Genomic DNA, 24,241 nt, shown 5'->3' on the forward strand with positions numbered 1-24,241 from the left:
TACCGGCCTATAGCCGCGAGTGTAGGCCTGTCCGCGGCGGCAGACAACAGCAACGCGGGGTCACCTGCGGTCCATAAATCCGGGGATATTGGGCTGTAAGTGACCCCGCGTTGCTGTGTGCGGGATGTGTGCGGGACGGGCTTAGCGGGTGCTGCCGGCGAGGAGCCCGCGACGGCGGAGCAGCCGCTTTTCGATCGGGCCGAACACCAGCAGCTCGATCAGGATGCCGACGGCGAGGATCAGCAGGATCGCGGACATCACGATGGCCATGTCGGACAGGTCGCGGCCCTGGTTCAGCATGGAGCCCAGGCCGAAGCCGATGGAGCCTCCGACGGCGATGATTTCCGCGGCCATCAGCGAGCGCCAGGAGAAGGCCCAGCCCTGCTTGAGCCCGCCCAGGTACCCGGGCAGGGCGGCCGGGAGGATGATCTGGAGCGCCAGCTGCAGCCGGGACGCGCCCAGGACCGTGCCGACGCTGCGGTACTGCGGCGGGATCTGGTCGACCCCGGAGATCAGCCCGTTGATGATCGAGGGGATGGCGCCCATGAACACCACAAAGTAGACGGTGGCGTCGGTCAGGCCGAACCAGATGATGGCCGCGGGCACCCACGCCACGGAGGGCAGCACCTGCAGCCCGGAGATCAGTGGGCCGAAGGCGCGGCGCAGCGGGGCCACCTGCGCCAGCAGCAGCCCGATCGGGGTGGCAATGGCAACGCTGATGAGGAACCCGGCGAGCCCGCGCTGCAGCGAGGTCCACACCGCCTCCTGCAGTGCGCCGTCCGACCAGAGCCTTCCGAACTGCGCGGCCACATCCAGCGGCCCGGGCACCAGGTCTTGGCGCTTAAAACCAAGTGACACGTACAGCTGCCAGACCAGGATGAGCGCCACGATCGCGGCCACCGGCAGCAGGATCCGGCTCCAGTCGACGCTGACCTTGCGGACGGCGTCGGACTGCAAAGAATCCAGCCCGGCCTCAAGCTCACGCAGGTCAGCCGAACCAGTGGAAGACCGGGTGAGGGCCGCGTGCACTGACGGCGCGCCGGCTGGTTCCAGCAGTGGGGTGTGTTTACTTGGCATGGCGGCGGATCTCCTCGCGTAGCCGGGCGGTGATTTCGCCGGTGAGCGCTCCAGCCAGTCCGGCGTCGGTGCGGTGCTCTTCGCTGACGTGCCATTCCCGCACCACGCGGCCGGGCCGGGACGACAGCAGGAGCACACGCTGGCCCAGCCGGACGGCTTCGCGCACGTTGTGGGTGACAAAAACGATGGTGCGGCCGGTTTCCTTCCAGATCCGCTCCAGCTCGTCGTGCAGCAGGTCGCGGGTGATCGCGTCCAGTGCGGCGAACGGTTCGTCCATCAGGAGCAGCTGCCGGTCCTGGGCCAGCGACCGGGCCAGGGAGACCCGCTGCCGCATCCCGCCGGAGAGCTCGTGCGGGCGCTTGTCCCCCGCGCCCCCCAGATGCACCAGGTCCAGCAGCTCGGCCGCCTTCACCCGCCGCTGGGCCCTTCCGACACCGCGCAGCTTCAGGGCCAGCTCGATGTTCTCCCGCGCGGTCAGCCAGGGGAACAGCGCCGCGTCCTGGAACATAAACGCGGCTCCGTCGCTCGGCACCTCCAGGGCGCCCGACGTCGGCGCCTCCAGTCCCGCCATGATGTTCAGCAGGGTGGACTTGCCGCAGCCGGACGCACCGAGCAGGGCGACGAATTCGCCCTGCCCGATGGTGGCGTTGACGTCGTCCAGCACCGGGGCGCCGTCGCCGAAGCGCTTGCCCAGGTTTTCCAGTACGACTGGCATGGTCACGTCCTTACTTCTGTTGGCGGGCCGGGGAACAGGACTGGCTAGTCCTGGCCCAGTCCTTGGGCGGAGACCTTCGTCCCGGCGGGGCTCGCGCCCAGCACACTGTTCAGTGCGGTGAGGTCGAAGATGCCGTTGATGTCGGCCTGGGTGGTGGTGCCGGCGTCGACGCCGTCCTGGAGCAGCTTCCGGTAGGTGCCGGCGAGCGGGTCGGCCGTAAAGGTGATGTTCTGCAGCGACCGCTCGATCACGTCGTCCGGCAGGGCCGCGCCGGCGGATTCCTTGAGGGCTGCGTTCAGGACCGTGGACTTCTCGGCGGCGGGGGCTTCGTTGAGCCAGTCCACCGACTCGGTGTGGCCCTTCAGCAGCGCCTTGACCGTGTCCGGGTGCGCGGCCGCGAACTTCTTGTTGACGATCAGGACGGTGGTGATGAACTCGCCCTTCTCCCACAGGTCCTTCTCGTCCACCAGCACCTTGGCGCCCGCCTGGAGCACCAGCCGGGAGGCCCACGGTTCCGGCAGCCAGGCGCCGTCGAGCTTGCCGTCCTGGAACAGTTTCAGGGTCTGGGCGTTTTCGGTGGGGTTGATGGCGACGTCGCCGCCGCCGTCCGTGGTGGTCCGGTAGCCCTGCGCGCCGAGCCAGGCGCGCAGGGCCACGTCCTGGGTGCCGCCCAGCTGCGGGGTGGCGAGCTTTTTGCCCGCCAGGTCCGCGGCGGAGGCGATCTCCGGTTTGACCACCAGCTGCGCTCCGCCGGCGGCGGCACCGGCGATGATGCTGATCGATTCGCCCTTGCTCTTGACGTAGGAGTTGATGGCGGGGTTGGGACCGATGTAGGTGGCGTCGATGGCGCCGGCGTTGAGGGCCTCGATCGCGGCGGGGCCGGCGTTGAAGACCTGGGTGCTGAGCTTGGTCCCGCCCAGGTTCTTGGCGAGCTGGCCCTGGCTGACGCCGACGAGGGCCGGGGCGTGGGTGATGTTCCCGAAGTAGCCGAGCTTGAGTTCGGTGGCGGGCGTGACGGCGGCCGGTGCGGCACTCTCGCTGGTGCGGTTCACGGACGCGACGGCGGCTCCGGCACCGATGAGCAGCGCCAGGCCGACGGCGAGGCTGATCTCCAGGGTGCGTTTGCGTTTGGGTTTGGCGGTTTCGCCGGCGACGATCCGGGTGGTGCCGGGCGTGGCGGGCTTGGTGCCGGACGTGCCGGACTTGGTTTCGGGTTCAGGAGTGGATGACATGGGAAGGGGTCCTTCGAGGAGGTTCGGGGATGGCCGGGCGGGTGGTCAGCGCCGGCTACATCGGCCCCGGAAATCCCGGCGGGAGCTGCTGTAGAGCCGTTCCGTTGTTGTCATTGGTTCACCATAGGGACAGCTCTTAACTGGGTTCAACGGCCCGGAAACCGGGGGTCACGCGAGTTCATGCAGCGTCACATCCGGGCCCCAACGACGCGGCCGCGGGCCGGGCGCAACTGGGATTAGTTGCCCTTGACGTTGACCAACTGCCGGAGCTTGTGCCGCACCGTGACCAGGTCCGCGGAGTCGCGCATCACCTGGTCGATGGGTTTGTAGGCCGCCGGGATCTCGTCAATGAACGCCTCGCTGGGCCGGAACTCGATGCCCTTCATAGCGGCCCTCAGCTCGGCCATGGAGAAGGCCTTCCTGGCAGCGTTCCGGGAGTACTCGCGCCCGGCGCCGTGCGGCGAGGAGTTCAGGGACTCGCGGTTCCCGCGGCCCACCACCACGTAGGACGCGGTGCCCATGGAGCCGGGGATCAGCCCGGAGTCCCCCGCCTGCGCCCGGATGGCGCCCTTGCGGGAGACCCAGACGGTCTTGCCATAGTGCTGTTCCCTGGCGGTGAAGTTGTGGTGGCAGTTGATCCGCTCGGCCTCGCGGACGGACCCGCCCGTCCAAGCCTCGAACTGCCGCACCACGCGGTCCATCATCTCCTCGCGGTTCAGCAGGGCGAAGTGCTGGGCCCAGTGCAGTTCCGTGATGTAGCGGTCGAACTCCGGGGTGCCTTCCTCGAGGTAGGCCAGGTCCGGGTGCGGCAGGACGATGTGCCGGGCCCGGGCCGCGCTGCGGGCCTCGGCGATGTGCCGCTGCGCGAGCTTGTTGCCCACGCCGCGCGAGCCGGAGTGCAGGAACAGCCAGACGGTGTCCGCCTCATCCGCGCAGACCTCAATGAAATGGTTGCCCGAGCCCAGCGACCCCAGCTGCAGCTCCCAGTTGGCGGCGTCCCGGGCGGGGTCGAAGCCCGCCGCTTTCGCCTGGCGCCGCAGTTCGGCGATCCGCGGCACGGCGGTGGGGCTGATGCGGTGGTTGTAGTGCCCGGCGGACAGCGGCACGGCGTGTTCGATGCCCTCCCGCAGGGGTTTGCGGTCCTTGGGCAGGTCCTTGACGGCGTACTGCGTGCGGACGGCGATCATGCCGCAGCCGACGTCGACGCCCACGGCCGCGGGGATGACGGCGTGCAGCGTGGGGATGACGGACCCCACGGTGGCGCCCAGGCCCAGGTGGGCGTCCGGCATCAGCGCCAGGTGCGGATAGATGATGGGCAGCTGCGCGGTGGCAATCGCCTGCTGGCGGGTGGCGTCATCCAGGATCGACGCCCAGCTGATGAGCCTGCTGTTGATGACCTCCACGGCGCCTCCCCTCACGATGATCGTGGTCCGCGGGGGCGGTGGCAAGGGGGCGCGGGCGCCCAATTCGGGGGAAACCTGCGAGGTCGCCGCCGGAGGCTTCCGTCGACCTCGCACGTGTCCGGCGACCTCGTGCGCTCTCCGCGGCGCAAATTTCCTCGCGACGCGCAACGGCGCGGGCGCTGCCGTATTCCCGCGTCGACAGCGCCTTTCGTGGGCGCAGAACCCATAGCGCAGCGCCAGATCGTTGGAGCAGCGCCAGATCGTTGCCGGCCGTGCAGGGCCGGCAGTTCCCGCCCGCTCAGATGGAGTAGCGCTCGTCCTCGTGGTCGCCCGGGTGGTCCTTGACCAGGCCGGCGGCGAGGGTGTTGCCGTCCAGCGGGTCGATCACCAGGAACGCCCCGGTGCGGCGGTGGTGCAGGTAGTTCTCCAGCGGCAGCGACGCGGCCAGCCGCAGCTGGGCGTGTCCGATGTCGTTGAGCTCCAGCGTGGACGTGGGCTCCAGCTGGAAGCTGGCAAGGTCCAGCTTGCCCGTCACGTTCCGGACCATCGCACGGACCGTGCGGGTGCCGTGCTTGACCAGCACCTTGGCGCCCTCACGCAGCGGCTTCGGCGAGAGCCAGCACAGCGCCGCGTACAGGTCCGCCGAGGCTTCCCGGATGGTCCCGGCAGCCGCGATGGTGTCCCCGCGGGCCACGTCGATCTCGTCCGAGAGCCGGATCGCCACCGACTGCGGGGCCGTGGCCTCCTGCAGCGAATGGCCGGCGAAGTCGATGCCGGCCACCGTCGTGGTGCGCGGGTCCTGGCCGGGCGTCAGCACGCTGACCGTATCCCCCACCTTCACCGAGCCCTCGGTGATCTGGCCGGCGTAGGCGCGGTAGTCGCGGTACGCCGCGGCGTCGAGCCCGGCGGCGACGGCGTCGGGCGCCAGCGCACCCTGCGGCCGAACCACCAGCTGGACAGGAAAGCGGAAGCTCTCCAGGTGGCTCTCCAGCTCGTCCGCGGCAGGCAGGGTCTCCAGGACCTCCAGCAGCGCGGGTCCGTCGTACCAGGGCGTGCGGTCCGAGCGGTCCACCACGTTGTCGCCGTCGAGCGCGGAGACAGGAATGACGAAAAGATCGGCGAGCCCACCCGTGTTCAGTTCGTTGCGGCCCAGCCCCAGCTCCCGGCCCACCTGCTGCACGTCGGCCTCGATCGCGCGGAACACGTCCTCGCTGAAGTCCACCAGGTCGATCTTGTTCACGGCCACGATCACGTGCGCCACGCGCAGCAGCTGCAGCACGGACAGGTGCCGGCGGGTCTGCTCCAGCACACCCTTGCGGGCGTCAATGAGCACGACGACGGCATCCGCGGTGGACGCGCCGGTCACCGTGTTCTTGGTGTACTGCACGTGCCCGGGGCAGTCCGCGAGGATGAAGCTGCGGCGGCCCGTGGCGAAGTAGCGGTAGGCGACGTCGATGGTGATGCCCTGCTCCCGCTCGGCGCGCAGGCCGTCCGTGAGCAGCGCCAGGTCGATCCGCTGTTTCCCGCTGGGGTCGGTGGCCCCGTCCCCGCCGAAGCCGCGGTCCGCGGAGGTGCGGGCGACGGCGTCGAGCTGGTCGGCGAGGATCGCCTTCGAGTCGTGCAGGAGCCGGCCCACCAGGGTGGACTTGCCGTCGTCGACCGATCCGGCGGTGGCGAAGCGGAACAGCGTGGTGGGCAGGGCGTCCTGCCCGGCGTCGGGGAGGAAAGTTTCCGTGCTCATTAGAAATAGCCGTCCTTCTTGCGGTCTTCCATGGCGGCTTCGGAGATGCGGTCATCGGCCCGGGTGGCGCCACGTTCGGTGATGGTGGAGGCGGCAACTTCAATGACGACGTCGCGCACGGTGGCGGCGGCGGATTCGACGGCGCCGGTGCAGGACATGTCGCCCACGGTCCGGTAGCGGACGGTCTTGGTGGTGACGGCCTCGTTGTCGCGGGGCTGCGAGACCTCGCCCACCGCGCGCCACATGCCGTCACGGGCGAAGACCTCGCGCTCGTGGGCGTAGTACAGGCCCGGCAGCTCGATGTTTTCGCGCTCGATGTAGCGCCAGACGTCGAGTTCGGTCCAGTTGCTGATGGGGAACGCGCGGACGTGCTGGCCCACGGTGTGCCGGCCGTTGTAGAGGTTCCACAGCTCGGGCCGCTGGTTGCGCGGGTCCCACTGGCCAAACTCGTCGCGCAGGCTCAGGATGCGCTCCTTGGCGCGGGCCTTGTCCTCGTCCCGGCGGCCGCCGCCGAAAACGGCGTCGAACTTGTTGCGTTGGATCGCGTCCAGCAGCGGCACGGTCTGCAGCGGGTTCCGGGTGCCGTCGGCACGTTCGGCCAGCTCGCCTGAGTCGATGAACTCCTGCACGCTGCCGACGACGAGCTTCAGCCCCAGCCGCTCCACGGTCCGGTCCCGGAAGTCGATGACCTCCGGGAAGTTGTGCCCGGTGTCCACGTGCAGCACAGGAAAGGGCACCTTCCCGGGCCAGAACGCCTTGGTGGCCAGGTGCAGCATCACCACAGAATCCTTGCCGCCGGAAAAGAGCAGCGCGGGCCGCTCAAACTCGGCAACCACCTCGCGGATGATGTGGATCGCCTCCGACTCAAGAGTGTCGAGGGACGAGAGGCGTGTGGAAACGGGAGCGTCAGTCACCTGTGTGGGCTCCTCAGTCAGGAAAGTGCTCATACGTGTAGTCCGCATTCTGTCTTGTCGGTTCCTGCCCAGCGTCCGGCGCGGGGATCGTCGCCGGGCGCCACTTTGCGGGTGCAGGGCTGGCAGCCAATGGACGGGTAGCCCTGTGAAAGCAGCGGGTTGACGGGGAGGAGGTTGTCGTCGGAGTACTGGACCAGCTGGTCGAAGCTCCAGGCGGCCACGGGGTTGACCTTGACCAGGCCGTTGGCCTCGTCCCAGGTGACCAGCGGGGTGTTGGTGCGGGTGGGGGCCTCGTCGCGGCGGACCCCGGTGAACCAGAGTTCGTAGCCGGCCAGGGTGCGGCGCAGCGGGGCCACCTTGCGCAGCGCGCAGCACTGGGCGGCGTCGCGGGCGAAGAGGTCCTTGCCGAGGAGCCGGTCCTGCTGCTCCACGGTCTGCTCCGGCAGCACGTCCACCACGTTGATGCGCAGGCTCGCGGCCACCTCGTCGCGTGTGGCGTAGGTTTCCGGGAAGTGGTAGCCGGTCTCCAGGAACAGGACGTCGACGCCGGGGAGCTGGTCCGCGACCAGCGCCGGGAGGACGGCGTCGGCCATGGAGCAGGCGACGGCGACGGCGGGCAGCTCAAAATTGCGCGCCACCCAGGCGATCACCTCGCGGGCCGGGGCGTCCCAGCCGAGCTCGGCGGCGCCGGACTCGGCGAGGACCTTCAGCTCGTCGTGGGTGCGGAGCGCGCTGGTCACTGCAGGTCACCCTCGTCGGCCGCGAACGCCCACTCGGCGAAGGTCTGGCCCTCGGTGTGGTCGGCCACGAACTTCCGCACCACACGCTCCACGTAGTCGGGCAGCTCGCCGGCCGTGACCTTGAGGCCGCGGACGGTGCGGCCCAGGCCCGCCTCCTCGCGGCTGCTGGAAGCCAGCCCGCCGCCCAGATGGACCTGGAAACCCGGGGTGGGGTCGCCGTCGGGCGTGGGAAGCATCATGCCCTTGAGGCCGATGTCCGCGGTCTGGATCCGGGCGCAGGAGTTGGGGCAGCCGTTGATGTGCAGCGAGAGGGCCTGCGGGAGCTGCCCGGTCTCGACGAGGTCGGCGAGGCGGCGTTCCAGCTCGGCCACCGCGGTGGCGGCCGTGACCTTGGTTTCGACGATGGCCAGCTTGCAGTACTCGATGCCGGTGCAGGCGATGGTGCCGCGGCGGAACACGGACGGCCGGGCGGAGAGGCCCAGGGCGTCCAGTTCGGCCACCAGCGGCTCCACCTCGTCCTTGGGCACGTCCAAGACCACGATTTTCTGGTGCGGGGTGGTGCGCAGCCGCTGCGATCCGCGGGATTCGAGGGTGTCGGCGAGCTTCACCAGCTGGGTGCCGGAGAGGCGGCCGGCCAGCGGGGTGGCGCCGATGAAGAACCGGCCGTCCTTCTGCTCGTGCACGCCGATGTGGTCGCCCGGGGTGGCGGGCTTCGGCGCCGCGGGGCCGTCGTCGAGCTTGTAGCCGAGGTATTCGTCCTCGAGGACCTGGCGGAACTTCACCGGGCCCCAGTCGGCCAGCAGGAATTTCAGCCGGGCCTTGGTGCGCATGCGCCGGTAGCCGTAGTCGCGGAAGATGCTGGTGACGCCGAGCCAGACGTCGGCGGCCTGGTCCGGGCGGACGAACGCGCCGAGGCGCTTGCCCAGCATGGGGTTGGTGGAGAGCGCGCCGCCCACCCAGAGGTCGTAGCCGATGCCCAGTTCGGGGTGCACCAGGCCCACCAGGGCGACGTCGTTGATCTCGTGGACCACATCCTGGCTGGGGTGGCCCGTGATGGCGGTCTTGAACTTGCGCGGCAGGTTGGCCAGCTCCGGGTCGCCGATGAAGCGTTCGGCGAGCTCGTGGATCAGCGGCGTGGGGTCGATGATCTCGTCCGTGGCGATGCCGGCCACCGGGGAGCCGAGAATGACGCGGGGCACGTCGCCGCAGGCTTCCGTGGTGGAGAGGTCCACGGCTTCGAGGCGGCGCCAGATCTCCGGGACGTCCTCCACCCGGATCCAGTGCAGCTGGATGTTCTGCCGGTCGGTGAGGTCCGCCGAGTCGCGGGCGAAGTCGACGGAGATCTGGCCGATGACGCGCAGCTGCTCGGTGGTAAGGGCGCCGCCGTCGATCCGGACGCGCAGCATAAAGTACTTGTCCTCGAGCTCGTGCGGTTCCAGCGTGGCGGTCTTGCCGCCGTCGATCCCGGGCTTGCGCTGGGTGTAGAGGCCCCACCAGCGGAAGCGGCCGTGCAAGTCGGTGCTATCGATCGAGTCGAAGCCGTGCTTGGAGTAGTGGGACTCGATACGCTCGCGGACGTTGAGGCCGTTGTCCTCCTGCTTCCAGGTTTCGTTGGCGTTCAGCGGGGCGGTGCCGTCCACCTTCCACTGCCCGTGCGGCTTGGCGGCGGGGCGGCTGGTGGGGCGTTTGGCGCGGGCCGGTGCGGCCTGGTCCGGGGACGCTCCGGCTAGAGCTGTATCAGTCATGGATCGACTGTAGGGCGGGCTTTTGGGCCGTTCCAACGGTGCGGAAACGCTAGGTCACCTTGGGCAATAAATCGTCACGAAGTGCCGGAGGGCCTTGATGTGGCAGGGGTGGTGTGCATGGAATCGTGCTTGAAACAGGAGGTGCTCAGCCCGCGGCGAGGGCGGCGTCGTAGCGTTCCAGGGCGATCTCGGCGAGCACCGGCGAGGGCAGCAGTGCCGCGGTCACGAGGTCCGCGCCGGCCTTGGCGAGCTGGTCGTGGAAGAACCCCGGGGCCAGCAGGTACGCGGCGATCACCACGCGGCCGCCCAGGTCCACTCCCCCGGCGGATTCGCCGGCGCCGGCCCCACCCGCTGCCTCCTCGCGGAGCATGGCGACGGCCTCAGGCACGGAGGGCCTGGCCGATGCGCCGTACGCGGCCACGATCCGATTGGACCGCAGGGCGCGGAGCTGTTCCACGAGTACCTCGACGTTCTGCGCTGCCGTGGGGTCGGAGGACCCGGCTGCGGCGACGATCACGGCGTCGTTGTCCGTCACGCCGGCTTCCCGGAGCCGCTGGTCCAGCAGCGCGGCGAGCCGCGGGTCCGGGCCCAGCGGGGCGGCGGCGCGGGTGCCCGGACGGCTCTTAACGGCCCGGGCGATGTCCACCTTGACGTGGTAGCCGACGCTGAGCAGCAGCGGGACCACGACGGCGGTCTCCCCCGCCGGGAGGCCCTCGACGACGGCTGGCAGCTCGGGGTTCTGCACGTCCACGTAGGCCTCGCGGACGTCGAGTCCCGGCCGCAGCGCGGCGATCCCGTCGCGGAGGGCGTTGACTTCGGCAGCACCCTGGGCGCTGGAGGTGCCATGGGCGCAGGCGATCAGGATGGGGCTATTCATAGCCGTTAGCGTAACCTTGGAGCCGCCCCATTTGCCCCTCGAGATCCGACCGGGACGCTCCATGACTTTTTCCTTCAGCGCTGTCCTGATCTGGCTCGACCTGGCCGGCGTCTTCTTCTTCGCCGTCTCCGGGTCCCTGCTCGCGGCGCGGAAGCAGTTCGACATCATCGGCTCCCTGCTGCTGGCCTCGGTGGTCAGCCTGGGCGGCGGCGTCATCCGCGACATCATCATCAATGCGGGCCCGCCCACGGCCTTCATCAGCCCGGCCTACCTGGCGCCGCCGCTGCTGGCCACGGTGCTGGTGTATTTCCTGTTCTCCAGTGTGCAGCGGTACACGTCGCTGCTGGTGCTGTTCGACGCCGGCGGGCTGGCCCTCTTCTGTATCACCGGGTCGCTTAAGGCGATGGCGGCCGGAATGAACCCCGTGGCGGCAGTGCTTCTGGGGGTTACGACGGCGGTGGGCGGCGGCCTGCTGCGCGACATCACGGCCAACGAGGTGCCGCAGCTGTTCGACCCGAAGGACATCTATGCGCTGCCGGCGTTTACCGGGGCTGCCCTGACGGTGGCGCTGTCCGTGACGGGCACCTTCAACGCCGTGACCGCCGGTGCCGTGGCCGTCGTCGTTTTCGCCTTCCGGGTGACGGCGTGGCGGCGCAAGTGGTTCGTCCCGCTGGCGGTCCGCGGCTGGCACCGGCTCGGCCTGGACACGGCCGAGGGCAAGCCCCGGGATTAGCTAGGATGGGAACCATGACTGACATGTTCCTCGAGAAGTTCCGCGCGCTTGTTCCGAAGTATCTCGAAGACGAATGGCAGGAAGAGGACGGCCTGGCCCCCGATGAGCTCGACTCGGCCCTCGCCGAGCACCAGTTCCAGGTCCCGCTGGTCCTCCGGGAGTTCTACCTCGCGGTGGGCGGCTGCGAGGACATCATGGAGGCGTACCACTACTTCTGGGACCCCGAAGAGCTCGAAGTCGACGACGAAGGCTTCCTCATGTTCCTCGAGGACGAGGAAGAACAGTTCACCTGGGGCTTCCGGGTGGCCGACCTCAGCATCCCGGACCCCATCGTGTACCGCCGCAACAACGCCCGCGGCCAGTGGAAGAGCGAAGAAGGAACCTTCTCCGAGTTCGTCTTCGACATGTTCGAGTGGGCCTTCGAGGACGAAGACTAGGGGCTGGTTCTCCGGCGGCCGCTGGTCCTCCCCATGTTTGGCGGCCTCCACCGGAGTGTCGAGCCAAACCGCCGGTGATCTGCGGCACCGGAAATTCATACTTGGGGAGTTTCAGCGGATGACTCGTCCGCGCAGCACCTGCCACACCTCGTCGATGACCTTCTGCGGGTTGTAGACCACGTCCTGATACCCGTAGCGGAGCACTACATAGCCTGAAAGGGTGCTGGCGTTGTTCCGCCGCCGGTCCTTCTTCACCTGCGCCGGCTCAAGGTGGGTGCTTCCGTCGATCTCCACAATCAGGAACCCTTCCAGCAGGAAGTCCACCCGCCCGATCCCGGGCAGCTCAACCTGCGTCTGCGTGTGGATTCCCTGGTTTTTGAATAAAAGTCTGGCGACGACTTCAATCGCCGAGTCCGCCGTGCCGTCGACCAGCTCAAGGACCCCGCGGGCGGCCCCGTTCCGGTTGCCCGGCAACCGCTGCCTCAGGTAGGGCAGCGTCGTGCGCCCTTGTAAGAGCGCGCTTTCCACCATCACGGCAGCCTCTACCGGCGGCAGGCACCGCAGGGCGTGGAGCAGGGTGTCAGTCAGCCCGGCCACGGGCCGGGGAAACTCCGGCGGAACAAGGCTTCCTCGGTGGATAACGACGCCGGCGGCGGCGCCATGCCGGCACAGCAAATGCAGCCGAACAGGGGCGTGAAGCCGCCACAGTCCCTGACACGGGGCTGCCGACGCGCAACACAGCAGCCCGTTGGCCAGCACGGCCGCGACCATGTCTGGGGCCGCGCCACTCAGTGCCACCCCTCCATGGCGCAGGCGTACCAATTCCCCGGCTGACACCGCGTTCCGGATCGTCCGCTCGGAGAATCCTGCCTGCAGCAGGGTCCCCGTCCGGGCCACCGAACCGGCATACTTCAGGTATGTTGCGAGGTCCATCCACCCAGCACAGTCCCGGACGCGGCGGAGTAACAGGCGCGCAGCCGCCTATGTGGACAGTTCCGGCGCCGGGTTTCCCCACGTTTGGACGGGCCGGACGGCGTGTCAGCCAGTCCCAGGCCGAGGTCAGCCCAGAGGTGGGGAGATTCCGCACGACCGGGCCGCGGAAAGCCCGTGACAGTGAATTTACAAACGGGCTAGACAATGTGACATTCCTGTCATATGCTCGTTCATGGGTTCACTAAATGCCTCCGGTGGACCTGATGCGAACGGAGAAATGGCCCCGGTTCCGCACAACGGATCGAAACGTTGTGAGGAACCGGGGCCATTCCGTTTAAGGCTGGCAGCCCGGTAGACCCGGGACCGGAGTAATGTCAGCTGGCGCGGTCCACCACGGCCAGCGCGAAGTTGGTCAGCGAGGCCTTCACCACACCCTCGGGCAGCGGCGCCAGGGCCGCAATCGCCTCGTCGGCCCACGCCCGCGCCACCACCCAGGATTCCGCCGTCACGGGGTGCTCCCGGAGACCGGCGACGGCGGCAGCCAGGGCCTCGTCCGAGCTCAGGTCACCGTCAATGAGCTTCAGCAGTTCGACGGCAGACTGGTCGCCGGCGTCGGCCTTCTTGCGCAGCAGCAGCACGGGCAGCGTCGGCACACCCTCGCGCAGATCTGTTCCCGGGGACTTGCCGGACTTGACCTTGACGCCGGTGACGTCGATGACGTCGTCGGCAAGCTGGAACGCGACGCCCACCTTCTCGCCGTACTCCACCAGCACGGGCTCATAGGCCTCGTCGGCGCCGGAGAAGATCGCGCCGAGCTGTCCGGAGGCCGCCACCAGCGAGCCGGTCTTGTCCGCGATGACCGAAAGGTAGTGCTCCACCGGGTCCTCGTCCGGGCGGGGGCCGACGGTTTCGTGCAGCTGGCCTAGGCAGAGCCGCTCAAAGGTGCGGGCCTGGATGCCCAGCGCGCGGGACCCCAGCTCGGACACCAGGATGGAGGCGCGGGCAAAGATCAGGTCGCCGGTGAGGACGGCCACGGAGTTACCCCACACCTCGTGCGCAGTGGGGGCGCCGCGGCGGAACGGCGCGGAGTCCATCACGTCGTCGTGGTAGAGCGTGGCAAGGTGCGTCAGTTCAACCACGACGGCGGCCTGCACCACGGCGGGCCGGGAGGCGTCACCCAGGTGGGCGCAGAGCAGCGTCAGCAGGGGGCGGATGCGCTTGCCGCCGGCTTCCACGAGGTGGCGCGACGTCGCGTCAGCCAGCGGATCGGAGTTGGCAATGGCCTCGCGCAGCTTCTTCTCCACCCGCGCCAGGTTGGTGGTGATCGCCGGGCCCAGCTCGGGGTCCCCCGCGATCGCGGCAAAGCCGGCCGGCAGCTGCAATCCGGTGGCGATGGCCGTGGTGTTGAGGCTGGGCTCGGAGCTCGGCGTGCCGTGTCCGGCGTGCCTCCAGCTTTGGTCTGCAGAGTTGGTCACGGGTTAACCCTAACTTTTGTGGCGGAATCCGCGGAGTTGGCGCTGGAGTGCGAAGCCGTGTCCGCACTGGACATGTCCAGTGGTGCGGGCGCCGAGTTGGACGTTGCCGGGACCAGTGATTCCAGCACCCGGATGACCCGGTCCTCGAACCCCTTGGCAGCAGGATCGGTCAGGTTGGCCAGCAGCCGCACCACGAACCGCATCAGCACAGGAATGGGCATGCCCGTCCGGAGGGCCAGCTTCATCACGGCCGGCTTCCCGATCAACGTGGCGAACGCGCGGCCCAGGGTGAAGTGCGATCCCCACTGGTCCCGCACATGGTCCGCGTACCCCGCCAGCCGGGCGTCGGCGTCGGACGCATCCCACCCGCCGGACGCGGCGCGGGCCGAGGCGTCAATGATGAACTCGGCCGCGAACCGGGCGGACTCCATGGCGTAGGAGATGCCCTCGCCGTTGAACGGGGAAACCATGCCGCCGGCGTCGCCCAACAGCAGCAGACCGGGCGAGTAGTGCGGGGTGCGGTTGAAGCCCATGGGCAGCGCGGCGCCGCGGATCTCGCCCACCTGGTTCTCCGGGGTGAAGCCCCACTCCGAAGGCATGCCGGCGGTCCATTCGCGCAGGACCTGCTTGTAGTCCAGCTTGCCGAATTCCTTCGACGAATTCAGGATGCCCAGGCCCACGTTGGACGTACCGTCGCCGACGCCGAACACCCAGCCGTAGCCGGGCAGCAGCTTGCCGTCGCGGCCGGGGAGCTCCAGCCAGCCTTCCATCCAGTCGTCGTCGTGCCGCGGCGAGGTGAAGTAGGTGCGGACGGCGACGCCCAGCGGCCGGTCGTCGCGCTTCCGGATGCCGAGCGACACCGCGGTGCGGGTGGAGTTGCCGTCCGCCGCGAGGACGACGTCGGCAGGAAAGTCGCGGGTCTCCCCCGTCTTGCGCCCGGACTCGTCCAGCAGGGCGGCGCGGACGCCGGTGACCCGGCCGTCGTCGTTCCGCATTGCCTCGGTAACGCTGTGCCGTTCCAGCACGACGGCGCCCGCGGACCGGGCGTGGACGGCCAGTTCCTCGTCGAAGCCGAGCCGGGTCCGGATGAGGCCGTACTGCGGGAAGTCGGACACCTCGGGCCAGGGCAGTTCGATGCTGCGGCCGCCGGCCAGGAGGCGCAGGCCCTTGTTCCGGCGCCAGCCGTCACTTTCGGGGTGCGGCAGGCCCAGCTTCTGGATCTCGCGGACGGCGCGCGGGGTGAGCCCGTCGCCGCAGACCTTCTCGCGCGGGAAGCTGGTTTTTTCGAGCACCGTGACGTCGATGCCTGCCTTGGCCAGGTAGTAGGCGGCGGTGGACCCGGCCGGACCCGCTCCGACGATCAGTACTTTCACGGCGGCTGGACTAACGCGCGGGCCGGGTGTTGCGGCGCAGCTTCGCGACCGGTCCGGTGTGGTTGGCCAGCGCCTTGGCGCCCGCGGCAGGGTCCGTGGCCGGCCCGCCGGGCTTGACGGCGCGGTGCACGGCCACGATCCCGCCGCTGAGGTTGCGGTAGGTGACGGACTCCCAGCCGGCGTCCTTCAGCCAGGCGGCGAGGTGGTCCTGGTCCGGCCAGGCGCGGATGGACTCGGCGAGGTAGACGTAGGCGTCCGGGTTGGAGGACACCTTGACGGCGATCGCGGGCAGGGCGCGCATGAGGTATTCGGTGTACATGGTGCGCCACAGCGGCACCACGGGCTGGGAGAACTCGGCGATGACCAGCTTGCCGCCGGGCTTGGTGACCCGCAGCATCTCCTCGAGCGCCTTCTTCGGCTCGTTGACGTTGCGCAGGCCGAACGAGATGGTGCTGGCGTCGAAGGAGTTGTCCGCGAAGGGAAGGCGCGTGGCGTCACCGGCGATGAAGTCGATGTCGGGGCGGCGGCGCTTGCCGACCTTGAGCATGCCGAGGGAGAAGTCGCAGGCAATCACGTCGATGCCGGCGTCGGCATACGGCTCGCTGGAGGTGCCGGTGCCCGCAGCGAGGTCCAGCACCCGCTGGCCCGCCTTCACATCCATGGCCTCGACCACAACCTTGCGCCAGCGGCGCGTCTGTCCCATGGAAAGGACATCGTTGACGACGTCGTATTTGGGGGCGACGTCGTCAAACATCGTGGCTACTTCGTCCGGACGCTTATCCAAGGATGCTCGGTTCACCCTGCCATTGTCTCAAATGTTCGGGACACCCACGAACCACGCCCTGAACAGGGCCTGAGCAGGGCCGGAGCACGGCCGGAGCACGGCGTGAGCGGGCCGCCACGCCCGGCGGGAGTAGTGTGGTCTCACTATGACGAGCGCGTTCTCCACCCGAATTATCAGAACACTGACAGTCCCCCTCGATGCCGAATCGTTCCCCGGGGGGCTGCCGTCGTTTCTGGTCCGCGACGACGTCCTCTGCTGGTCCCGGCGCGAAGCCGGGCTGGTGGGCTTCGGCGAGGTGGCCCGCTTCACCGCCACGGGGCCCGAGCGGTTCCTTGAGGCGGACATGTGGTGGCGCCATCTGGTGCTCGAGGCGCAGATCGAGGACACCGTGGAGTGGCCCGGTACCGGCCCGGTGGCGTTCGGTTCCTTCGCGTTCTCCAAGGCCTCCGCGCACGAGTCCCGGCTCATCGTCCCCGAAATCGTCGTGGGGCTGCGCGACGGCAAGGCATGGCTCACCCATCTGACGTTCGACGACGTCGAACTCACCGAAGCGGGTGCGCGCGCCGCCCTGGACCGCTGGCTCGGAAGCGGCGGCACGTTCCCCTGCAACGCGGCGGACGGCCCGACGTCGGAACCTGGCCTGGCCGGGGACGGCACCGTGGGGAACGGGTCTGGCGGGGACCCGGCCGCAGCGGCGGGGCGCGCCGTCGTCCGCCCCCTGCCCCTGGCTGCGGGGGCAACGCTGCACACGGGGTCGCTCAGCGAGGAAGACTGGATGGCCGCCGTCGCCGCCGGGGTCGAGGAGATCCGGGCCGGCGCCCTGGAGAAGCTAGTGCTGGCCCGCGACATCGTGGCCACGCTCCCCACCGGCGTCAACGCCGCGCAGGTGCTGCGCGAGCTGGCCGCCCGGTACCGCGAATGCTGGACCTACGGCGTGGACGGTCTGGTGGGCGCCACACCGGAGATGCTGATCCAGGTGGAGGGCCGCACCGCACAGGCCCGCGTCCTGGCCGGCACCCTGGACCGCCGCGACGCCGACGGCATGGCCGGCTCCCCGCTGGAGTTCGCCGAGCGCGTGCTGGCCGGGTCCGAGAAGCAGCGGCACGAGCACGACATCGCCATCCAGTCGCTCACCACGCAGCTGGCGCCGTTCTCGGAGGCCATGAATGCGCACAGCGAGCCGTTCATCCTGGAGCTGCCCAACGTGTGGCACCTCGCCTCGGACGTCAAGGCCGAGCTGACCGAGGTGGAGGGACATGTCCCCACGTGCCTGGCCCTGATCAACGCCCTGCACCCCACCGCGGCGGTCTGCGGCACGCCCACCACGGTGGCCGGAGCACTGATCCGCAAGCTGGAACACCTGGACCGCGGCCCCTACGCGGGGCCGGTCGGCTGGCTAGACGCGGCCGGCAACGGGGAATGGGGCATCGCACTGCGTGGGGCCGTCATCGAGTCCCCGGAGACCGTGCGGCTGTACGCCGGCTGCGGCGTTGTGGAGGGCTCGGTGCCGGAAGCCGAGCTCGCCGAGACGTGGGCGAAGTTCCGCCCCATGCTGGAGTCGCTCGGCATCAACAGCTAGAGTCCGGGATAAGAGACACCGGGGGCCAGGGCAGGCTTGCGCTAGTCTCGACAATAGTTATCCAATGGTGAAACTAAGTTTCCTGTGATGCACATCTCTATTTCGGCGATACACTATAAGCCGATTAAGTCACGCCTGCTCCTGCAATAACCTGCAACAAAAGGGAAGAAACCATGCAGCTCAAGTCCCTCGCCACGGCAAAGATGTCCGCCAAGGCAGCCGCCCTCCTCGCCGTCGGCGCTCTCACCCTCACCGCCTGCGGCGGCAGCTCCACCCCCGCCGCAACCTCTGAGGGAGGCGTGCAGCTCATCAACGCCGGCAAGCTCACCGTCTGCTCGGACGTCCCCTACGAGCCGTTCGAATTCCAGAAGGACGGCAAGATTGTCGGTTTCGACATGGACATCGCCGCCGAGGTGGCCAAGGACCTGAAGGCCGAACTCAACGTTGTGGACAGCTCCTTCGAGGCCATCGAGACCGGCACCGCCCTGACCCAGTGCGATGTCTCCATCTCCTCTGTCTCCATCACGGACACCCGCAAGTCGGTCATGGACTTCTCCGACCCGTACCTCGACGACGACCTGACCCTGGTGGCCAGCACGGCCTCCGGCATCACGAATCTCGACGGCGCCAAGGGCAAGAAGGTGGGCGTCCAGCAGGCCACCACCGGCGCCCAGTACGCGAAGGACAATGGCCTCGACGCCCAGCAGTTCGAGGACACCGGGCTTCTGGTCCAGGCACTGAAGGCTGGCACCATCGACGCCGCCCTCGGCAACCAGTCCGTCCTCGGCTACGCCATCAAGGACGATTCGAACTTCAAGCGCGTGGAGGACTTCACCACCGGCGAAAAGCTGGGCATCGCCATCAAGAAGGGCAACACCGCCATGGCCACCCAGGTCAACGGCACGCTGAAGCGCATCACCGACGACGGCACCTTGAAGAAGTTCGAGACCACCTGGTTCGGCGAAGCCACCAAGTAGCCGCACCCTGGCCTGAGACCTACGCAGTTGGGGCCCCGTACCGCTGGATATCAGCCAGTACGGGGCCTCACGTGCGCGAAACGAATGTGAGAACACCATGGCAATGACCGCACGTCAACGAGCCAGAGTCAGTCTGTACGTCCAAGCCGGCATCTTTGTGGTGGCCGTCGTCGCCCTGATCCTGGCCACCGACTGGAAGACCATCAGCACCAGCGTCTTCAACTTCGGCAAGATCGGCCCGATGTTCCCGGACATCATCCTTGTGGGCCTGAAGAACACCCTCATCTACACGGCCCTCGGCTTTATGGTGGGCCTCTCCGGCGGCCTGCTCCTGGCCCTCATGAAGCTCTCTTCGTTCCCGCTGTACCGCTGGCTGGCCACGGGCTACATCGAGTTCTTCCGCGGCATCCCGGCCCTGCTGGTGTTCATCGCCTTCGGCTACGGTGTGCCGCTGGCCTTCGGCGTCTCCTGGAACGTGACCGTCGTGGCCATGATCTCCCTGGGCATGGTGGCCGCCGCCTACATCGCCGAGACCCTGCGCGCCGGCCTGCAGGCCGTGCCCAAGGGCCAGATGGAAGCCGCCCGGTCCCTGGGCATGCCGCAGTGGCGGGCGATGGTCTCCATCGTCATCCCGCAGGCGTTCCGGATCGTCCTGCCGCCGCTGACCAACGAAGTCATCCTGCTGACCAAGGACTCCTCGCTGATCTACGTGCTGGGCCTCACCGCCTCGCAGTACGAGCTGACCAAGTTCGGCCGCGACGGCATCTCCAGCCTGGGCGCGGGCCTCACGCCGCTCCTGGTGGCCGGTGCCTTCTACCTGGTGATCACCATCCCGCTGAGCCTCTTGGCCAGGAAGTTCGAAAGCCGCTCCGCGCGGACGAAGCGATAGGCAGGACAGTCATGAACGACGTCGTACAGAACGCCGATGACCGCGGTGCCGTCAAGGCCGCGGGTGTGGCCATCACGGACCTCCGCAAGTCGTACGGATCCAACGAAGTGCTCAAGGGCATCACCCTGAACGTTGAGCCCGGCGAGGTTGTCTGCCTGATCGGCCCGTCCGGTTCTGGTAAGTCCACCCTGCTCCGCTGCGTCAACCTGCTGGAGCAGCCCAATGAGGGCAGCATCCACGTGGGCGGCTTCGAGGCCACCGACCCGGATGTGGACATCGACAAGATGCGCCGCAAGGTGGGCATGGTCTTCCAGCAGTTCAACCTCTTCCCGCACCTGAGCGCGCTGAAGAACTGCACCATCGCGCAGACCAAGGTGCTCAAGCGCAGCGAGTCGGACGCGTCCGCCGTGGCCATGCGCAACCTGGAGCGCGTGGGCCTGGGACACCTCGCCGACCGCTTCCCGGACCAGCTCTCCGGCGGCCAGCAGCAGCGTGTCGCTATTGCACGTGCGCTCAGCATGGACCCCGAGCTCATGCTGTTCGACGAGCCCACCTCGGCCCTGGACCCGGAGACCGTGGGCGACGTGCTCGCCGTCATGCGGAACCTGGCCCGCGAAGGCATGACCATGCTGGTGGTGACCCACGAGATGGGCTTCGCCCGCGAAGTGGCCGACCGCGTGGTCTTCATGGACGGCGGCGTGGTGGTGGAAGAGGGTGTGGCCGAGCAGGTCATCAGCGCCCCCACCCACAACCGCACGAAGGAGTTCCTGCGCCGCGTCCTCGACCCGACGCACATCGACATCGCGGAGTAGGTTCCGCGCCGCGGCGGGTCCGCGTGCCGCTTGGCGACGCGCTTCCTGCCCGGCGACACGCAAAAGCCCTGACGCTACCGGAATACGGCGGGTTCTAGCGGTCGTTGCAACACCCAAGATTTTTGGGAGTTGCAACGACCGTGCCGTCTTTAACGGAAGAAACAGCGGGGCGAAGGAAGTACACGCTGGAGCAGAAGGAACAGTTCTTTTCGGTGCTGGACCGGTGTGGGAGTGTGGGCGCGGCTGCGAGGGAACTCGGCTTCAATCAGATGACGTGCTACCAGTGGGTCCATAAATCGCGGCTCCCTGTGAGGGCACCGAGGAACCGGCAGGCTGGCCAGAGGATTTACACGCAGGAGCAGAAGGATGAGTTCTTCGTCGTGTTCGACCGGCTCAAGAGCACGAGGCAGGCTGCAAGGGAGCTCGGCTTGAGCCCCGACACGTGCGCCGGCTGGGTGCGTAAAGCCGGGTTGAAAAGCTATGGGAAACCGGGGGCGGGTCCTCACCCGGGACGGGGTGAGTACTTCCGGCTGCGTACGACCGGGGTGAGTCGGCGGAAGGCTGCCGCGGCGGTCGGGATCCATCTGCGGACCGCGGAAGAGTGGGACCAGGGGATCCGCAAGTCCGGCGGCCGACGCATTTACCCCGATGGCCGGGTGGTCGGCTACAAACGTGGTGTGACCACTATGATCTCTTCCGCCGGCACCACCGGAACGGTTCTGATCCCACCGATGCCGGTATCAGCACTGGAGAAAGCCATCGATCCGCGCTTCCTCAGCGTGCAGGAGCGGGAGATGATCCGGGACCTGAAGAGCGCAGGTTCCTCGGTAAGGGCGATCGCGCAAACGCTGGGCCGTGCGCCTTCAACGATCAGTCGGGAGCTGGGCCGGAATACCGATGTCGTGATGGGCTATATGCCGCACGGGGCGCAGCGGAAAGCCGCCGCACGGCGCGCACGGCCCAAGGACGCCAAGCTCGCTGGCGAGTCCGACCTGCGCGATTATGTGAAGGGCAAACTGCTCATACGCTGGTCACCGGAGCAGATCAGCCACACCCTGGTCGAAGAGTTCCCCGACAACCCGGAGATGCGTGTGAGCCCAGAAACGATTTACCAGGCCCTCTACATCCAGGCACGAGGCGGACTCAAACGCGAAATCCAGGCAGCCCTGCGCACCGGCCGGACCCGCCGGAAACCCCACCGGACCGGAGAGCAGCGCGCCTCCCGGTTCGTGGACCCGATGGTCATGATCTCGGAACGCCCGGCCGAGATCGAGGACCGCGCCGTCCCCGGACACTGGGAAGGCGACCTGATCACCGGCGCCTATAACCAGTCCGCGATCGGGACCCTGGTCGAACGCACCACCCGCTACGTGATGCTCGTCCACCTCCCCGGCGACCACACCGCCGAAACCGTTCGCGACGGACTGATCAAGACCATGAGCACACTGCCGGAGCACCTGAGAGGCTCCCTGACCTGGGACCAGGGAGCCGAAATGGCCGGCCACAAGTCCTTCACCATGGCCACGCACATGCAGGTCTATTTCTGCGACCCAGCCAGCCCCTGGCAACGCGGGTCAAACGAGAACACCAACGGGCTGCTGCGCCAATACTTCCCCAAAGGCACCGACCTGTCCGCATACGGGCCCGAAGACCTCGAACACGTCGCCCAGGAACTCAACGGCCGCCCACGCAAAACGCTCGGCTGGGATACCCCAGCCGAGCGTCTGCGTGATTTACTACTAACCACCTAACCAACAGGTGTTGCAACGACCCCTAGAATTCGCCTACCGCGGCGCCAGGGCTTTTGCGCGTCATGAGGCAGTTAGCGCATCGCCCTCACAGGGCAGACACCGCACGACGGCGGGACACACCCGCCGCTGCCAGCTTCCGCTTGAGCTGCCCGGCGGCCATAAGGTCAGCCCACACCCAGCGGATCCCCCTCGGCGACGCGCATCCTGCCTGGCGCTACGAAAAAGCCCTGACGCTACCGGAATACCGCGGCGCCAGGGCTTTTGCGCGTCATGAGGCAGAATGCGCATCGCCGTCACCGGGCAGAACGCGCACGACGCCGGGGCACGCCCGCCGCTGCCAGCCTCCGTTCGAGCTGCCCGGCAACCATCAGATCAGCCCACACCCAGCGGACCCCCCTCGGCGACGCGTTTCCTGCCTGACGCTACGCAAAAGCCCTGACGCTACCGGAATACCGCGGCGCCAGGGCTTTTGCGCGTCATGAGGCAATTCGCCCGTCGCCGTCACCGGGCAGAACGCGCACGACGTCGGGGCGCGCCCGCCGCTGCCAGCCTGCGCTCGAGCTGCCCGGCGGCCATAAGGTCAGCCCACACCCAGCGGACCACACCGTTTCCCAGGGCCCTGATCCGATCCTCCCGTGCTTTCTCCTCCACGACCGCCTGTGAAACGGTCCGGCCCTTCAGGTATTCGGGCTTGACGTACTTCTCGACGCCGTCGAACTCGCCGGCCAGCCGCACGCGCTCCCAGAAGTAGTCCGTGTAACCAACCAGCCCCGAACCGTCACGCATCTCGCGCTGGAGTTCCGGCGGCTCGAACCCGGCAATCCACATGAGTGCCCGGCCGTACGACTCCCCCGGGGATCCGGACCTTGGATCGGCAAAGTCCACCGCAGTCCTGATCCGCTTCATGGCGGCGGCAGTGTAGAGACCGTCGGCTCCAGCCAGGAGCTGCTCTTTCGTGAGAGCCGGCAGTCCTTGGCCGTCGTCGGGCTTGAGTACATGGTCCAAAGGCACAACGGCCTCGGCGAACGGTGTGAAGGCAGCGAGATCCAGGACCGTGCGGACCCTCTCGGTCACTAGGAGTCCTTCCCGCCGGACGGCTTTCAATCCGGCCGCCGGAACGTAGTGCCGGAGGATTCCCGCCCGCGAGCGTCCGCCGTCGTTCTGCAAGGTCAGAGCGTGGACGGGGTGCCGGAGCCCGATGGTCGGAACGCGCCACACCGATGCGGCGGAGTGCCACGCGAAGATGGTTGGAGCAACAAAGGTCTCCGCCGCTGCACTGACCCGGACCCGGTACTGGTCCCAAGGTTCCAACGCCCGCCAGATGCCGCCGTCGACATACACGCCCCGGCGCACCCGAACCAGCGCCCCGGAGCGGCAGCGTCTGGCCAGGTCCTTGGGCGTCAGGCCCTGCTGGACGTTCTCGCGGGTGAGGATCAACTTGGGGAGCTCTTTCATCCCACGAAGGTCGCACCTCGCCGCCGCCCCACACCATCACCCATCGCGCCTATGTGGACAACCCGGCGCGCTCCCTACCCCGCGCGGCGCGCCCTGCCCTGCGATGCGATCACCCTTCCCCGCGTCGCCGCCATACCCTCGACGCGCTTCCTGCCCTGCGACGCGCAAAGATCCTGACGCGCTTCCTGCCCTGCGACGCGCAAAGATCCTGACGCGGCGGGTGTACCGGCGCGGGGTATGAAGCGCGTCGCCCAGCACGAGACGCGTCGCCGGGCGCGCATCGAAGCGCCAGCCACGATCCGCGTCGATAGAGTCTCGTCCCGCCGCGCAGTCTCATCATGCGACGCGGTTCCTGTCCTGCGACACGCGAAAATCCTGGCGCGGCGGGTGTACCGGCGCGTGGGGTATTCAGCGAGTCGCCCAGCACAAGACGCGTCGCCGGGCAGGCTTCGGCGCGCCAACCACGATCCGCGTCATCTGGCTTCTTCACACCGGCCGGACCTCAGCCTGCGACTCGCTTCCTCTCCCACGACGCGCGAAAGTCCTGACGCGGCGGGTATACCGGCGCGTGGGGTATCAAGCGAGTCGCCCAGCACCAG

Annotated in this window: 21 protein-coding genes; 7 read left to right on the forward strand and 14 right to left on the reverse strand. The window is 68.2% G+C overall.

What is annotated here, in order from left to right; all coding sequences use genetic code 11:
• Positions 1-141: 141 nt before the first annotated feature.
• The 9 genes from AR539_RS15435 to AR539_RS15475 form a co-directional block, all read right to left on the reverse strand.
• Entirely contained in the window at positions 142-1,077 is a 936-nt protein-coding gene (locus AR539_RS15435; protein WP_082699392.1) for an ABC transporter permease, read from the reverse strand.
• On the reverse strand, positions 1,067-1,792 hold the full coding sequence (locus tag AR539_RS15440) for an ABC transporter ATP-binding protein (protein ID WP_066440052.1): 726 nt from the start codon (positions 1,790-1,792) through the stop codon (positions 1,067-1,069). The genes AR539_RS15435 and AR539_RS15440 overlap by 11 nt, the downstream gene beginning before the upstream one ends.
• A gap of 44 nt (positions 1,793-1,836) precedes the next feature.
• Complete coding sequence (locus tag AR539_RS15445) at positions 1,837-3,024, reverse strand: ABC transporter substrate-binding protein (protein WP_066438785.1); 1,188 nt, start codon at positions 3,022-3,024, stop codon at positions 1,837-1,839.
• Positions 3,025-3,260: 236 nt separating this feature from the next.
• On the reverse strand, positions 3,261-4,427 hold the full coding sequence (locus AR539_RS15450; RefSeq protein WP_066438788.1) for an RtcB family protein: 1,167 nt from the start codon (positions 4,425-4,427) through the stop codon (positions 3,261-3,263).
• 298 nt (positions 4,428-4,725) lie between these two features.
• Positions 4,726-6,168, reverse strand: a complete 1,443-nt coding sequence (locus tag AR539_RS15455; RefSeq protein ID WP_066438791.1) for a sulfate adenylyltransferase subunit 1 — start codon at positions 6,166-6,168, stop codon at positions 4,726-4,728.
• The gene (cysD, locus tag AR539_RS15460) at positions 6,168-7,115 is read right to left on the reverse strand and encodes a sulfate adenylyltransferase subunit CysD (RefSeq protein WP_066438793.1); all 948 of its coding nucleotides are present in this window, start codon (positions 7,113-7,115) and stop codon (positions 6,168-6,170) included. Before cysD ends, AR539_RS15455 begins: the two co-directional genes overlap by 1 nt.
• The gene (locus AR539_RS15465) at positions 7,112-7,822 is read right to left on the reverse strand and encodes a phosphoadenylyl-sulfate reductase (RefSeq protein ID WP_066438796.1); all 711 of its coding nucleotides are present in this window, start codon (positions 7,820-7,822) and stop codon (positions 7,112-7,114) included. The genes cysD and AR539_RS15465 overlap by 4 nt, the downstream gene beginning before the upstream one ends.
• Positions 7,819-9,567 carry a nitrite/sulfite reductase gene (locus tag AR539_RS15470; protein WP_066438800.1) on the reverse strand — a complete coding sequence of 583 codons (1,749 nt, stop codon included), beginning with the start codon at positions 9,565-9,567 and terminating at the stop codon, positions 7,819-7,821. The genes AR539_RS15465 and AR539_RS15470 overlap by 4 nt, the downstream gene beginning before the upstream one ends.
• A 145-nt stretch (positions 9,568-9,712) precedes the next feature.
• A complete protein-coding gene (locus AR539_RS15475; protein ID WP_066438802.1) occupies positions 9,713-10,444 on the reverse strand; it encodes a sirohydrochlorin chelatase in 732 nt (243 codons plus the stop codon).
• A gap of 61 nt (positions 10,445-10,505) precedes the next feature.
• Here AR539_RS15475 and AR539_RS15480 point away from each other — a divergent pair, with 61 nt between their 5' ends.
• Together AR539_RS15480 and AR539_RS15485 are read left to right on the forward strand one after the other, a co-directional pair.
• A complete protein-coding gene (locus AR539_RS15480) occupies positions 10,506-11,177 on the forward strand; it encodes a trimeric intracellular cation channel family protein (RefSeq protein WP_066440056.1) in 672 nt (223 codons plus the stop codon).
• Positions 11,178-11,191: 14 nt separating this feature from the next.
• Positions 11,192-11,614 carry a hypothetical protein gene (locus tag AR539_RS15485; RefSeq protein WP_066438805.1) on the forward strand — a complete coding sequence of 141 codons (423 nt, stop codon included), beginning with the start codon at positions 11,192-11,194 and terminating at the stop codon, positions 11,612-11,614.
• 111 nt (positions 11,615-11,725) lie between these two features.
• Here AR539_RS15485 and AR539_RS19520 read toward each other — a convergent pair whose 3' ends face one another.
• The 4 genes from AR539_RS19520 to AR539_RS15505 form a co-directional block, all read right to left on the reverse strand.
• The gene (locus AR539_RS19520; RefSeq protein ID WP_197410647.1) at positions 11,726-12,211 is read right to left on the reverse strand and encodes an endonuclease domain-containing protein; all 486 of its coding nucleotides are present in this window, start codon (positions 12,209-12,211) and stop codon (positions 11,726-11,728) included.
• A gap of 710 nt (positions 12,212-12,921) precedes the next feature.
• A complete protein-coding gene (locus AR539_RS15495; RefSeq protein ID WP_066438812.1) occupies positions 12,922-14,022 on the reverse strand; it encodes a polyprenyl synthetase family protein in 1,101 nt (366 codons plus the stop codon).
• Positions 14,019-15,395 carry a geranylgeranyl reductase family protein gene (locus AR539_RS15500; protein ID WP_066438820.1) on the reverse strand — a complete coding sequence of 459 codons (1,377 nt, stop codon included), beginning with the start codon at positions 15,393-15,395 and terminating at the stop codon, positions 14,019-14,021. The genes AR539_RS15495 and AR539_RS15500 overlap by 4 nt, the downstream gene beginning before the upstream one ends.
• 10 nt (positions 15,396-15,405) lie before the next feature.
• Positions 15,406-16,194, reverse strand: a complete 789-nt coding sequence (locus AR539_RS15505) for a demethylmenaquinone methyltransferase (protein ID WP_231728631.1) — start codon at positions 16,192-16,194, stop codon at positions 15,406-15,408.
• A gap of 130 nt (positions 16,195-16,324) precedes the next feature.
• Here AR539_RS15505 and AR539_RS15510 point away from each other — a divergent pair, with 130 nt between their 5' ends.
• The 5 genes from AR539_RS15510 (at position 16,325) to AR539_RS15530 (ending at position 22,187) form a co-directional block, all read left to right on the forward strand.
• Positions 16,325-17,758, forward strand: coding sequence for an isochorismate synthase (locus tag AR539_RS15510; protein WP_066438826.1), 1,434 nt, complete (start codon positions 16,325-16,327; stop codon positions 17,756-17,758).
• Between the two features lie 173 nt (positions 17,759-17,931).
• Positions 17,932-18,735 carry an ABC transporter substrate-binding protein gene (locus AR539_RS15515; protein WP_066438829.1) on the forward strand — a complete coding sequence of 268 codons (804 nt, stop codon included), beginning with the start codon at positions 17,932-17,934 and terminating at the stop codon, positions 18,733-18,735.
• A gap of 97 nt (positions 18,736-18,832) precedes the next feature.
• Positions 18,833-19,624, forward strand: coding sequence for an amino acid ABC transporter permease (locus AR539_RS15520; RefSeq protein WP_066438834.1), 792 nt, complete (start codon positions 18,833-18,835; stop codon positions 19,622-19,624).
• Between the two features lie 11 nt (positions 19,625-19,635).
• Complete coding sequence (locus AR539_RS15525; RefSeq protein ID WP_066438836.1) at positions 19,636-20,436, forward strand: amino acid ABC transporter ATP-binding protein; 801 nt, start codon at positions 19,636-19,638, stop codon at positions 20,434-20,436.
• Positions 20,437-20,981: 545 nt separating this feature from the next.
• A complete protein-coding gene (locus AR539_RS15530; RefSeq protein ID WP_157361070.1) occupies positions 20,982-22,187 on the forward strand; it encodes an IS30 family transposase in 1,206 nt (401 codons plus the stop codon).
• A gap of 501 nt (positions 22,188-22,688) precedes the next feature.
• Here the strand turns inward: AR539_RS15530 and AR539_RS15535 are convergent.
• Positions 22,689-23,642 carry a type IV toxin-antitoxin system AbiEi family antitoxin domain-containing protein gene (locus AR539_RS15535; protein WP_066438838.1) on the reverse strand — a complete coding sequence of 318 codons (954 nt, stop codon included), beginning with the start codon at positions 23,640-23,642 and terminating at the stop codon, positions 22,689-22,691.
• Between the last annotated feature and the right edge of the window lie 599 nt (positions 23,643-24,241).

Source organism: Arthrobacter sp. EPSL27 (assembly GCF_001512305.1).
GTDB lineage: Bacteria > Actinomycetota > Actinomycetes > Actinomycetales > Micrococcaceae > Arthrobacter.